The 13065-nt window shown below is 65.8% G+C and carries 10 protein-coding genes; 3 read left to right on the top strand and 7 right to left on the bottom strand.

What is annotated here, in order from left to right:
• Nucleotides 1–80 precede the first annotated feature (80 nt).
• From dnaJ to DES44_RS22540, 4 genes are all read right to left on the bottom strand, one after another.
• Complete coding sequence (gene dnaJ, locus DES44_RS22555; RefSeq protein WP_058934404.1) at nt 81–1235, bottom strand: molecular chaperone DnaJ; 1155 nt, start codon at nt 1233–1235, stop codon at nt 81–83.
• 110 nt (nt 1236–1345) lie between these two features.
• Nucleotides 1346–3337: a molecular chaperone DnaK gene (gene dnaK / locus DES44_RS22550; protein WP_058934405.1), complete on the bottom strand. Its 1992-nt coding sequence runs from the start codon at nt 3335–3337 to the stop codon at nt 1346–1348.
• A gap of 176 nt (nt 3338–3513) precedes the next feature.
• Nucleotides 3514–4026, bottom strand: a complete 513-nt coding sequence (gene grpE / locus DES44_RS22545) for a nucleotide exchange factor GrpE (RefSeq protein ID WP_058934406.1) — start codon at nt 4024–4026, stop codon at nt 3514–3516.
• Nucleotides 4027–4265: 239 nt separating this feature from the next.
• A complete protein-coding gene (locus DES44_RS22540; protein WP_058934407.1) occupies nt 4266–4712 on the bottom strand; it encodes an Hsp15 family ribosome-associated heat shock protein in 447 nt (148 codons plus the stop codon).
• Nucleotides 4713–4874: 162 nt separating this feature from the next.
• On the opposite strand from DES44_RS22540, the gene DES44_RS22535 reads away from it, so the two are divergent.
• The 3 genes from DES44_RS22535 to DES44_RS22525 all read left to right on the top strand — a co-directional run bounded on the left by DES44_RS22535 (nt 4875) and on the right by DES44_RS22525 (nt 8132).
• Nucleotides 4875–5837, top strand: a complete 963-nt coding sequence (locus tag DES44_RS22535; protein ID WP_058934408.1) for a tripartite tricarboxylate transporter substrate binding protein — start codon at nt 4875–4877, stop codon at nt 5835–5837.
• Nucleotides 5834–6394 carry a tripartite tricarboxylate transporter TctB family protein gene (locus DES44_RS22530; protein WP_058934409.1) on the top strand — a complete coding sequence of 187 codons (561 nt, stop codon included), beginning with the start codon at nt 5834–5836 and terminating at the stop codon, nt 6392–6394. Before DES44_RS22535 ends, DES44_RS22530 begins: the two co-directional genes overlap by 4 nt.
• A gap of 238 nt (nt 6395–6632) precedes the next feature.
• Nucleotides 6633–8132, top strand: a complete 1500-nt coding sequence (locus DES44_RS22525; RefSeq protein WP_058937282.1) for a tripartite tricarboxylate transporter permease — start codon at nt 6633–6635, stop codon at nt 8130–8132.
• A gap of 4 nt (nt 8133–8136) precedes the next feature.
• On the opposite strand, the gene hemH is transcribed toward DES44_RS22525, so the two are convergent.
• The 3 genes from hemH to rpoD form a co-directional block, all read right to left on the bottom strand.
• Nucleotides 8137–9228: a ferrochelatase gene (hemH, locus tag DES44_RS22520; RefSeq protein ID WP_058934410.1), complete on the bottom strand. Its 1092-nt coding sequence runs from the start codon at nt 9226–9228 to the stop codon at nt 8137–8139.
• 114 nt (nt 9229–9342) lie between these two features.
• Complete coding sequence (locus DES44_RS22515) at nt 9343–10284, bottom strand: adenylate/guanylate cyclase domain-containing protein (RefSeq protein WP_058934411.1); 942 nt, start codon at nt 10282–10284, stop codon at nt 9343–9345.
• 274 nt (nt 10285–10558) lie between these two features.
• Nucleotides 10559–12775 (bottom strand): RNA polymerase sigma factor RpoD, encoded by a 2217-nt coding sequence (gene rpoD / locus DES44_RS22510; protein ID WP_058934412.1) that lies wholly within the window; start codon nt 12773–12775, stop codon nt 10559–10561.
• Between the last annotated feature and the right edge of the window lie 290 nt (nt 12776–13065).

Here is a 13065-nt window from a genome sequence, read left to right as displayed (position 1 = left end):
GACGAAATCGTCAGACGTATCGCGCAGAGAGGCCTGATCGACCCATCACCCCATCCACCGCCAGCCGCGTGGCCGTCGACTTACTTGAACAGGTCCTTGACCCGGTCCGTCCACGACTTGGCATTGGGCGAGTGACGGTCGCCGCCCTCGCGGAAGCTCTTGTCCAGCTCCTTGAGCAGCTTGCGCTGATGCTCGGTGAGCTTGACCGGCGTTTCCACGCTGATGTGGCAATAGAGGTCTCCGGGGTAGCTGGAACGCACGCCCTTGATCCCCTTGCCCCGCAGGCGGAAGGTCTTGCCGTGCTGCGAGCCTTCCGGCAGCTCGATCTCGGCCTTGCCGCCCAGGGTCGGGACCTCGATGGTGCCGCCCAGGGCGGCCGTGGTCATCGAGACCGGCATGGTGCAGTGCAGGTCGTCGCCGTCGCGCTCGAAGATGTCGTGCTGCTTGATCCGGATCTCGATGTAGAGATCTCCGGAGGGGCCGCCGTTGACGCCCGGCTCGCCGTTGCCCGCCGACCGGATGCGCATGCCTTCGTTGATGCCGGCCGGAATCTTGACTTCCAGCGTCTTGGTCTTCTTGATCTTGCCGGCGCCGTTGCAGGTGGTGCAGGGCTCGGGAATGATCTTGCCGGTGCCGTGGCAGTGCGGGCAGGTCTGCTGGATGCTGAAGAAGCCCTGGCGCATGTGCACTGTGCCGGAGCCGCTGCAGGCGCCGCAGGTCTTGGCGCTGGTGCCGGGCTTGGCGCCGGAGCCATGGCAGGTTTCGCAGCTTTCCCAGGACGGGATGCGGATCTGGGTTTCCTTGCCGCGAGCCGCTTCTTCCAGCGTGATCTCCATGGCGTAGCTCAGGTCGCTGCCGCGGTAGACCTGCTGGCCCCCGCCACGACGACCACCGCCACCGCCGGCACCGCCGCCGAACAGGTCGCCGAAGATGTCGCCGAAGGCTTCGGCGAAACCGCCAAACCCTTCCGCGCCCGGGCCGCCGCGGAAGCCGCCGGCGTTGGGGTCCACGCCGGCATGGCCGTACTGGTCGTAGGCGGCGCGCTTCTGGCCGTCGGAGAGCATCTCGTAGGCTTCCTTGGCCTCCTTGAATCGCTCCTCGGCTTCCTTCGAGCCTTCACCCTGGTTGCGGTCAGGGTGGTACTTCATCGCAAGCTTGCGATAAGCCTTCTTGATGTCCTCTTCGCTGGCGTTCTTGGCGACGCCTAGGACTTCGTAATAGTCACGCTTTGCCATGGGGTTTCCTGGGCCTGCTGCTCATCCAGCTTCAAACCAAAACGCCGCGCGAAGCATGCAGCTCTCGCGCGGCGGGCTGTCACGCCGACGGGAGGGTCGGCATGAAACGCTTACTTGGTGTCCTTGACTTCCTTGAACTCGGCGTCCACCACATTGTCGTCGGCCGGCTTGGAGGCACCTGCGCCTGCGCCTGCACCCGCTGCCGGACCGGCCTGCGCGAAGTCGGCCCCTGCGGCGCCCGCGGCACCGGCCGCGCCCGCACCGGCGGCTGCCTGCGATTCAGCGTAGATCTTCTCGCCCAGCTTCTGGCTGGCGGTCATCAGGGCTTCGGACTTGGCGTCGATGTCGTCCTTGTCCTCGCCCTTGATGGCTTCTTCCAGCGCAGCCGCTGCGGCTTCGATCTTGTCCTTCTCGCCGGCGTCCAGCTTGTCGCCGTGCTCGGCCAGCGACTTGCGCACCGAGTGCACCAGACCGTCGGCCTGGTTCTTGGCGGTCACCAGTTCGACCTTCTTCTTGTCTTCGGCGGCGTTGGCTTCAGCGTCCTTCACCATCTTCTCGATCTCGGCTTCGGACAGGCCAGAGTTCGCCTTGATGGTGATCTTGTTTTCCTTGCCGGTGCCCTTGTCCTTGGCGCCGACGTGCAGGATGCCGTTGGCGTCGATGTCGAAGCTCACCTCGATCTGGGGGATGCCGCGCGGTGCGGGCGGAATGCCTTCCAGGTTGAACTCGCCCAGGCTCTTGTTGGCCTGCGCCAGTTCACGCTCGCCTTGGTAGACCTTGATGGTCACGGCCGGCTGGTTGTCTTCAGCGGTCGAGAAGGTCTGGCTGAACTTGGTCGGGATGGTCGTGTTCTTCTTGATCATCTTCGTCATCACGCCGCCCAGGGTTTCGATACCCAGGCTCAGCGGGGTGACGTCCAGCAGCAGCACGTCGGTGCGTTCGCCGCCCAGGACCTGGCCCTGGATGGCAGCGCCCACGGCAACGGCTTCGTCAGGGTTGACGTCCTTGCGCGGTTCCTTGCCGAAGAACTCCTTGACCTTCTCCTGCACCTTGGGCATGCGGGTCATGCCGCCGACCAGGATCACGTCGTCGATCTCGCTCACCGACACGCCAGCGTCCTTGATGGCGGTGCGGCAGGGGGCGATGGTGCGCTCGATCAGCTCTTCCACCAGCGACTCCAGCTTGGCGCGGGTCAGCTTGATGTTCAGGTGCTTCGGACCGGTGGCGTCTGCCGTGATGTAGGGCAGGTTGACGTCGGTCTGCGAGCTGTTGGAGAGCTCGATCTTGGCCTTTTCAGCGGCTTCCTTCAGACGCTGCAGGGCCAGCACGTCCTTGGTCAGGTCAACGCCTTGTTCCTTTTTGAACTCGCCGATGATGTAGTCGATGATGCGCTGGTCGAAGTCTTCACCGCCCAGGAAGGTGTCGCCGTTGGTGGACAGCACCTCGAACTGCTTCTCGCCGTCCACGTCCGCGATCTCGATGATGGAGATGTCGAACGTGCCGCCGCCCAGGTCGAACACGGCGATCTTGCGGTCACCGGCGCCGTGCTTGTCCAGGCCAAAGGCCAGGGCCGCGGCGGTGGGTTCGTTGATGATGCGCTTGACGTCCAGGCCGGCGATGCGGCCGGCGTCCTTGGTGGCCTGGCGCTGGGCGTCGTTGAAGTAGGCCGGGACCGTGATGACGGCTTCGGTCACTTCTTCACCGAGGTAGTCCTCGGCGGTCTTCTTCATCTTGCGCAGCACTTCCGCAGACACCTGCGGCGGGGCCAGCTTCTTGCCGCGCACTTCCACCCAGGCGTCGCCGTTGTCGGCGGCAGCGATGGTGTAGGGCATCAGGTCGATGTCCTTCTGGACTTCCTTCTCGCTGAACTTGCGGCCGATCAGGCGCTTGACGGCGTAGAGCGTGTTGCGCGGGTTGGTCACGGCCTGGCGCTTGGCTGAGGCGCCGACCAGCACTTCGCCGTCTTCCTGGTAAGCAATGATGGACGGGGTGGTGCGAGCGCCTTCCGCGTTTTCGATCACGCGGGTGGTGTTGCCTTCCATGACCGCGACGCACGAGTTGGTGGTGCCGAGGTCAATGCCGATGATTTTCTTCTTTGCCATGTGAGGACTCCTGAATTCTGGGATTGGTGTGATCCGGATGCTTCTGATCTGTGGATAACTTCTGCGGTTTCAAGAGCAGCGACCCTGAAAGACGCTTCAATTGGCTTGAAAACCGGGTTTCCGAGGATCGATCTGGGGGTTTTGGGCTTTTTTTGAAGATCCGGACTGGGATCAGATCACTTGGGGGCGGCCACGGTGACCAGGGCGGGGCGCAGCACGCGTTCGTAGATGGAGTAGCCCTTCTGGAGGACGGTCACCACGGTGTTGGCTTCCTGGTCGGCGGGGACCACGGAGATGGCCTGGTGCTGGTGCGGATCGAACTTGGTGCCGGCGGCCGGGTTGATTTCCACGACCTTGTTGCGTTCCAGGGCGGCGGCCAGTTGGCGGCGCGTGGCGTGGACGCCTTCGAGGACCTGTTCGACGGAAGCGTCGGGGCGGCCGATGGCGGCTTCCATGCTGTCCATGACGGGCAGCATGGCGTCCGCGAAGCCTTCGACGGCGAACTTGCGGGCCTTGGCGACGTCTTCGTCGGCGCGGCGGCGGATGTTTTCCACTTCGGCCTTGGCGCGCAGGTAGGCGTCGGACATCTCGGCCAGGCGGTTTTCCGTCTCGGCCAGCTTGGCTTGGAGGTCCACGGGCTGGGCGTCTTCAGGCGAGTGCGGGTCGATGTTTTGGTTCTCGGTGGTCATGTTGATGGCCCTAAAACGAAGCCCGAGGGGGAGGGTTTGGCCCCCATACCGGGCGATGCGCGGTATTTGCGGGCGTCCCGACGGGTTTCAAGGGGCCCCGGATTCTATGCGCGCAGATTTTTTGGGGAACCGGATGGGGCGCCGGTGCCACGGGGGCGGCTGGCCGTTTGCGGACCCTCGGACGAGGGGCCCCGGGGGAGCACGTTCGAGCAGGCTCCCGTCATCGGTCATCGGATGGGTCAGTCGATGGACGCGGACCAGCGGTCCCATTCGGCGAGGCGGCGGCGGTCCTGCTTGGTGGGCCGGCCTTGTTCGATGGTGCTGGCGGGTTCGGGGGCGAGGCGACGGGCCTCGGCGGCGCGTTCGCGAGCGGTGATGCTGTCCGGGGTTTCTTCGTACAGTGTCTGGGCGACGGGGGCGGGGCCGCGGATGCTGCTGATGGCGACGACTTTGACTTCGCGGTCGATCTGGCCTTGGCGGAAGCGGACGAGGTCGCCGGGGCGGACATCGCGGGAGGCTTTGGCGGCTTGGCCGTTGATGGTGACGCGGCCTTTGCCGATTTCCTCGACCGCGATGGAACGGGTTTTATAAAAGCGTGCGGCCCAGAGCCACTTGTCCAGCCGAAGGCTGTCGAGGTCCGACGACGTGCGGGCGCCGGTGCGAGAGGAAGCGGAAGCAGAAGACATTGCCGTCGATTTTCCTACGCTGAATCCACCAAGGAAAGTGCTCTTTCTCAGGGCATTCCGCAATCCCGGGGGCTCCAAATACGTTGGATTGCGGATGGTAGAGCCCCGAACGACCGGCGACGATCGACAGGATATCCAGAGAGATAACCCGGAGAAACAAACATGCGCAGAGACGAATTCCTCAAAACTGCCGCCGCCCTGGCCGCGCTGGGCCTGCTGCCCACCGCCGCCCGCGCCGCCGGCAACCTCAAGATCATGGTCCCTGCCAACCCGGGTGGCGGCTGGGACATCACCGGCCGCGCCCTGGGCAAGGCCCTCCAGGACGCCGCCGCCGCCAGCACCGTCACCTTCGAAAACAAGGGCGGCGCTGCCGGCGCCATCGGCCTGGCCCAGTTCGTCAACGCCAGCAAGGGCGACGCCAACGCCCTCATGGTCATGGGCGCCGTCATGCTGGGCGGCCTGATCACCGGCAAGCCCCCCGTCACCCTTAGCCAGGCCACCCCCATCGCCCGCCTGACCAGCGAATACAACGTCTTTGTCCTGCCCGCCAGCTCCCCCCTCAAGACGATGAAGGACGTGGTCGAGCAGATGAAGAAGGACCCCGGCAGCGTCAAGTGGGGCGGCGGTTCGCGCGGCTCCACGGAACACGTCGCGGCCGCCATGCTGGCCCGCGAGACCGGCGTGGACGCCGCCAAGATCAACTACGTCGCCTTCCGCGGCGGCGGTGAAGCGATTGCGGCCATCCTGGGCGGCAACGTCACCGTCGGCGGCAGCGGCTTCAGCGAATTCCAGCAATACATCGAGAGCGGCAAGATGCGCCCCATCGCCGTCACCTCGCCGCAGCGCCTCAAGGGCCTGGATGCGCCCACCATGAAGGAGCTGGGCTACAACGTCGAGATCGGCAACTGGCGCGGCGTCTACGCGCCCCCCGGCATCACGCCGGCACAGCGCCAGGCGCTGACCGACCTGGTCGTCAAGGCCACCAAGTCCAAGGCCTGGGCTGAGGCCCTGGAAAAGAACGGCTGGACCCCCGCCTTGCTCACCGGCAAGGAGTTCGAGGACTTCGTCGACCGCGAGTTCGCCGCGCTGCGCGCCATCATGGTCAAGTCGGGGATGGTGGGATGAGCACGCCGCATGCGGACCTGCAGGATCCGGTCTCCCCACACCCCACACCCACCGCCACGCCGTCCCCGCTGCACCAGACCCTGGTGGGCGGCGGGGCGCTGCTCATCGGCATCGTGATGGCGGTGGGCGCCGCCTCCATTCCCTCCGAAGCCGGTTACGGCGGCGTCGGGCCCAACGCGCTGCCCTGGCTGGTGGCGGCGGTGCTGCTGCTGTGTGGCGCCTGGCTGATCTGGGAAGCGCGCACCGGAGGCTTCCGCCAGATGGAGCCGCCGTCCGGCGCCCCGAAGGCCGACTGGCTGTCCGCAGCTTGGGTGGTCGGGGCGGTGGTGGCCAATGCGATGCTCATCACCACCATCGGCTTCGTGCTGGCCTGCACCTTGTGCTTTGCGCTGGCCGTGCGCGGCATCCGGCGGTCGGAGGGCAAGGTGGGCGGCGGGTTGCGCCAACTGATGATGGACCTTCTGACCGGGGTGCTGATCGCGGCGCCTGTGTTCTGGCTGTTCAACAAGCTGCTGGCCCTGAACCTGCCGGCCATCACCCCTGGCGGCTGGATCTGACGCGGTTGATGCGCTGAATTGATGCGCCGGACTGATGCGCCGGATTGATGCGCCGGGTTGATGCGCCGGGTTGATGCGCCGGGTTGATGCGCCGGGTTGATGCGCCGGGTTGATGCGCTGAATGAACGCGCTGAATTGACGGGCTGGACGAGGGGCCACCAATCGCCCGGTCCAGCCATCGATGGGTCGCACCGGGACCGACCCGGCCGGTGCGCCCGAACTGGGAGAGGACAACACCATGAATGAGCTCTGGACGCAGCTCCTGGGGGGCTTCGCCACCGCCGCGACCCCCGTCAACCTGATGTGGGCCTTCGTGGGCTGTGCGCTGGGCACCGCCATCGGCGTGCTGCCCGGCCTGGGACCGGCGGTGACGGTGGCGATGCTGCTGCCCATCACCGCGCAGGTGGACCCGACCGCCTCGATGATCTTCTTCGCCGGCATCTATTACGGCGCGATGTACGGCGGCTCCACCACCTCCATCCTGCTCAATACGCCGGGGGAGACCGGCACCATGGTGACCGCGCTGGAGGGCTTCAAGATGGCCCGCAGCGGGCGTGCCGGTGCCGCTCTGGCCACGGCGGCCATCGGCTCGTTCGTCGCCGGCACCATTGCCACCGTGCTGGTGACGCTGTTTGCCCCGGTGCTGGCCGACTTCGCCGTCACCCTGGGCCCGCCGGAATACTTCTGCCTGATGCTGCTGGCCTTCACCACGGTGAGCGCGGTGCTGGGCCAGAGCACGCTGCGCGGCATGACGTCGCTGTTCATTGGCCTGGCCATGGGCCTGATCGGCCTGGACCAGATCACCGGCCAGGTGCGCTACACCGCCGGGGTTCCCGAATTCATGGACGGCATCGAGACGGTGCTGGTGGCGGTGGGCCTGTTCGCCGTCGGGGAGACGCTGTATGTGGCCTTGTACGAAGGCCGCAGCGCCCTGCAGCTGAACACCATGGGCCGGGTGCACATGTCCCGCGGGGAATGGCGGCGGTCGCTGCCCGCCTGGCTGCGTGGCACGGCGCTGGGCTTCCCGTTCGGGGTGATCCCGGCCGGCGGCACGGAGATCCCGACCTTCCTGAGTTATGCCACCGAGCGCAAGCTCTCCAAGCACCAGGAGGAATTCGGCACCGTGGGCGCGATTGAAGGCGTGGCCGGCCCGGAGGCGGCCAACAATGCCGCCGTGACCGGCACCCTGGTGCCGCTGCTGACGCTGGGCATTCCGACGTCGGTGACGGCCGCCATCCTGCTGTCCGCCCTGCAGAACTACGGCATCCAGGCCGGGCCGCAGCTGTTCCAGACGTCGTCCGCCTTGGTCTGGGCCCTGATCGCCTCGCTCTACATCGGCAATGTGATGCTGCTGGTGCTGAACCTGCCGCTCGTGGGGCTGTGGGTCAAGCTGCTCAAGATCCCCAAGGCGCCGCTGTATGCCGGCATCCTGATCTTCGCCACCGTGGGCGTCTACGGCATGCGCCAGAGCGCCTTCGACCTCTATGTGATGCTGGCCATCGGCCTGCTGGGCGTGGTGATGCGGCGCTTTGACTTCCCCACCGCGCCGGTGGTGGTGGGTATGATCCTGGGCCCGCTGGCCGAGGCGCATCTGCGCAACGGCATCTCCATCGGCGGCGGTGACTGGCGGGTCTTCCTGCAGCGCCCGCTGTCGGCCGGACTGCTGGGCGTGGTGGTGCTGGTGCTGGTGATGCCGCGCCTGTGGAAGTGGTGGCGCGGCCGCCAGGCCATTAGCTAGAGCCTTAGCGCGACGCGCCCAGCATGAGCGCAGCGTCGCGCTGGCGCGCCAGCGCGGCGGTGTCGGGCGCGGCCTGCGTCGGCCAGCCCTGCAGATGCTGCTCCACCACGGCGGTCAGGGCGCGAATGTGGCCCGGGCTGTCATTCAGGCAGGGGATGTAGCTGAAGCGCTGGCCGCCGCTGTGCAGGAAGGCCTCGCGGGCTTCCATGTCGATTTCTTCCAGCGTCTCGATGCAGTCGGCCGCAAAACCCGGGCAGATCAGGTCCACCGACTTCAGGCCGTTGCCGGCGAGGCTGCGCAGCGTCGGCTCGGTATAGGGCTCCAGCCAGCGGGCCTTGCCGAAGCGGCTCTGGAAGGTGACCTTGTACTGCGCGGGCGACAGGCTCAGCGCCTCGGCCAGCAGGCGGCCGGTCTTCAGGCATTCGCAGTGATAGGGATCGCCCAGGGTGAGCGAGCGGGCCGGCATGCCGTGGAAGCTCATCACCAGCATGTCGGCGCGGCCTTCCCGTTGCCAGTGCTGGCGCACGCTGTCAGCCAGCGCGGCAATGTAGGCCGGATGGTCGTGATAGCGATTGACGAAGCGCAGCTCCGGCAGGTGGCGGTGGGTGAGGGTCCAGCGCGCCACATCGTCCACCACACTGGCCGTGGTGGCGGCGCAATACTGCGGATAGGCCGGCAGCACCAGGATGCGGGTCGCGCCGGCGGCCCGCAGCGCATCGAGCTGGCTGGCGATCGACGGCTGGCCATAGCGCATCGCATGACGCACGATCAGCTGATGCCCACGCTCGCCCAGGTAGCCCTGCAGCAGGGTCGCCTGGCGCTGGGTCCAGACCATCAGCGGCGACCCCTCCTTCATCCAGATGCTGGCGTATTTCTTGGCCGAGGCGGCCGGTCGGGTGCGCAGGATGATGCCGTGCAGGATGGGCCACCAGGCCAGCTTGGGAATCTCGATGACCCGCGGATCGGACAGGAACTGCGCCAGGTAGCGCCGGGTGGCGGCCGGCGTGGGGGCCTCCGGCGTGCCCAGGTTGCACAGCAGAAGGCCGGTGCGGGCAGGGCTGCCGTGGTCGAAAGCGGGTTCAGGCTGGTAGCTCATGGAAAACAGGGACCTCGGTGGCCCGGGCAGGATGGCACCGGGCAAGACGGCGATGTTAGCGAGGCGGCGTGGCGCTGGCGCGTCACGGCGTGAAAACCGCAGGGGGAGGGGGCCTCAGACACCGCGCCGCATCACCAGCGGCGATCGATCGGTCTCGGCATGGTGCAGCACCTCGAAGCGCACCGTCGGCGCCAGGGTGTCGGAGGGCGGGCCGCCCAGTCCGATCGCACCGGCGCCGTGCAGGGTGCAGGCGCCGCGCCGCAGGCTCAGCGTCTGGCCGCCATGGCCAAAGCGCACGAAGGTGCCGTTGTAGCTCAGGTCGGTCAGGCTGAAGCTGCTGCCCTGCCAGTCGATGCGGGCATGGGAGCGGGACACCCGCACGTCGGTGATGCAGTAGGTGGCCTGGGTGCTGCGGCCCAGCACGATGGGCATCTGTTCGATGTCGAACACACGGTCCAGGTCCTGCCACACCAGCCGGATGCCGTCCGGGGCGGCGGCGCGGATGACCTCGCCGAACTGCGTGGCGCCGGCATCGCCCTGGCCCTGGTCCAGCACATACACATGCACCGGTTCCACGCGGCCGCGGACGCTGATCTGGTCCAGGCTGCGAAAGCGCGCCTTCTGGGTGGTGGACAGGCCATGCACCACTTCCGCGGTGACCACGGTTTCGCCGTCGCCGGCATGGTCCAGCAGCCGGGCGGCCACGTTGACCGCATCCCCGAAGCAGTCCCCGTGGATCTCCACCACCTCGCCGCGGGCCAGCGCGATCTGAAGATGCATGTTGCGCAGCCGCTCGATGCGGTGGGCGGACTTGATCAGCAGTTCCTGCATCCGCATGGCGGATTTGATGCCGTCCTTGGGATTGTCGAAGGCCGCCATCAGGCCGTCGCCCAGGGTCTTGATCAGGTGACCGCGGCATTCCCCCACCGCCTGGGCCAGCAGGCCCACCGTCTGAGTGACCAGACCGGTGGCTTCGGCATTCCCCAGCGTCTCGAACAGCGCCGTGCTGCCGCGCAAATCGGCAAACAGGACGGTGCGCTCGCGTATCTGGGTCATTGTTGACTTATTCGTGTGACGAATGTCTCAGTGTAGCGGTCGCCCAGACCCCTCTGACTCGTGAATAGCCCTTGCCTTGGGGGCCAGTTGTCCGGGATGCCACACCTGTCCCGCATGCGAGTGCGGTGTGCGGTCGACTGTCCCCCAAAAGTGGAGGGGAGGGAAGCCCGGAATGAGGCGTGGCGCGGCCTGGCAGCGGCCGCCGGCCCAAGAAAAAGGGCCGCACGATGTGCGGCCCCGGTGCAGGTCAGCGCTCCTGACGGAGCGGTGAGGATCAGAGGTTGTCCAGATAGGTACGCAGCTTGTCCGAGCGGCTGGGGTGCTTGAGCTTGCGGATGGCCTTGGCTTCGATCTGGCGGATCCGTTCGCGGGTGACGTCGAACTGCTTGCCGACTTCTTCCAGCGTGTGGTCCGTGCTCATTTCGATGCCGAAGCGCATGCGCAGCACCTTGGCTTCGCGCGGGGTCAGGCTGTCCAGGATGTCCTTCACCACCTCGCGCAGGCCGGCCTGCATGGCGGCTTCGATCGGCGCGGTGTTGTTGGTGTCCTCAATGAAGTCGCCCAGATGGCTGTCGTCGTCGTCCCCGATCGGCGTTTCCATGGAGATCGGCTCTTTGGCGATCTTCATGATCTTGCGGATCTTGTCCTCCGGCATCTCCATCTTCTCGGCCAGCGTCGGAGCATCCGGCTCGAAGCCGAACTCCTGCAGGTGCTGCCGCGAGATGCGGTTCATCTTGTTGATCGTTTCGATCATGTGAACCGGAATGCGGATGGTGCGGGCCTGGTCCGCAATCGAGCGGGTGATGGCCTGACGGATCCACCAGGTGGCGTAGGTCGAGAACTTGTAGCCGCGGCGGTATTCGAACTTGTCCACCGCCTTCATCAGGCCGATGTTGCCTTCCTGGATCAGGTCCAGGAACTGCAGACCGCGGTTGGTGTACTTCTTGGCGATGGAGATGACCAGGCGCAGGTTGGCCTCGATCATTTCCTTCTTCGCATCGCGGGAGGCCTTTTCGCCTTCGTTCATCCGCTTGTTGATCTCCTTGAGATCGTCCAGCGGCACCACGGCCTTCGCCTGCACGTCGATCAGCTTCTGCTGCAGCTCCTGGATGGCGGGCAGATTGCGCGACATCACGTTGCTGTAGTTCTTGCCCGAGGCGACTTCCTTCTCGGCCCACTGCAGGTTCAGCACGTTGGGCGGGAACACCTTGATGAAGTGTTCCTGCGGCATGCCGCACTTGTCCACGACGATCTTGCGGATCTCGCGTTCATAACGGCGCACGTCGTCCACCTGCGAGCGCAGGATGTCGCACAGCTTCTCGATGGTCTTGACGGTGAAGCGGATGGTCATCAGCTCGCTGCTGATGGCCGCCTGGGCCTTGTTGTAGTTGGCCGACTTGTAGCCGTCCTTCTCGAAGGCCTTGCGCATCTTGTCGAAGTTGACGGCCAGCGAATCGAGCTTCACCAGCGCGGCATTCTTCAGCTCTTCCAGCTTCTTGGTCAGGGCCTTGGAACCACCGGCGCCGTCATCGTCGTCTTCTTCGTCGAATTCGTCGAAGTCTTCCTCGGCCACGTAGTCGTCGGCTTCGTCGTCGGAGACGAAACCGTCCACGGCTTCGGAAATCTGCATTTCACCGGCGCGGATCTTGGCCGCCATGGCCAGGATTTCAGCAATGGTGGTGGGGGAGGCGGAAATCGCCAGCATCATGGCCTGCAGGCCACCTTCGATGCGCTTGGCAATTTCGATTTCGCCTTCCCGGGTCAGCAGTTCCACCGTGCCCATTTCGCGCATGTACATGCGGACCGGGTCGGTGGTGCGGCCGAATTCGGAGTCCACCGTCGAGAGCGCGGCTTCGGCGGCTTCTTCGGCTTCTTCTTCGGTGGCGGTGGGCGAGGTGCTGCCCTGGATCAGCAGCGTGGCGGCGTCCGGCGCCTGCTCGTACACCGCAATGCCCATGTCGTTCAACATGGACACGATCGCCTCGAGGATTTCCTCGTTGATCAGCTTTTCAGGCAGGTGGTCGTTGATTTCCTGATGGGTCAGGAAACCCCGGGTCTTGCCCATCTTGATCAGCGTCTTCAGCTCCTGACGACGCTTGGCCACTTCCTCTTCGGTCAGGGCGGTTTCGTCCAGACCGAATTCACGCATCAGCGCGCGCTCCTTGGCGCGGCTGACCTTCATGCGCAGCGGCTTGGCCTTGGGCTTGTCCTCGCCGGCGGCCTCTTCGACTTCCGCGTCCGCGTCGACATCCGCTTCGGCATCGGCCTCGATGTCGGCGTCCACATCGCCAAAGTCTTCTTCTTCCTCTTCCACCTTGGCCTTGCCGGTCTTCTTGGACTCGGTCTCCGCCTTAGGCTTGCGGCCGCGCTTGGGCTTGGCCTCGTCCGTGGCGGCAGCCGCCTTGGTGGTTTTGGCGGCAGCCTTCGCAGGCTTCTTGATCTCTTCAGTCTCTGCGGCGGCAGCCTTGGAAGCGGTCTTTTTGGCGGTCATGCAGTTCCTCGGGTCGGCGAGTGATTCGGGAATTCTTTGGGGGCGTGCAACGCAAACGGCCACCTGGGTCGCCGGCAACCGCTGGGTCAGCGGTGCGACGAGCCCAGGCGGCTCGATCTCTGCCTTGAGCCTTATGTGGGGGGTGTTCCCACCAGCTCAAGGTTGCGCGTGAAGGCTAGCGTGATCGTTTGGAGTTGCAGTCCAGGCGGTGAAGGTTGGCCACTTTTTCATTGCCCAGGGTCAGTGGGGGGCCGGGGACCGGTTGGTGCTGCCGTCACTCTTGACGCGCG

Source organism: Roseateles depolymerans, from assembly GCF_003387155.1.
Taxonomy (GTDB): Bacteria; Pseudomonadota; Gammaproteobacteria; order Burkholderiales; family Burkholderiaceae_C; genus Roseateles; species Roseateles depolymerans.
The sequence above is the reverse complement of the archived record's forward strand: the minus strand, read 5'-3'. Positions and strand labels throughout refer to the sequence as shown.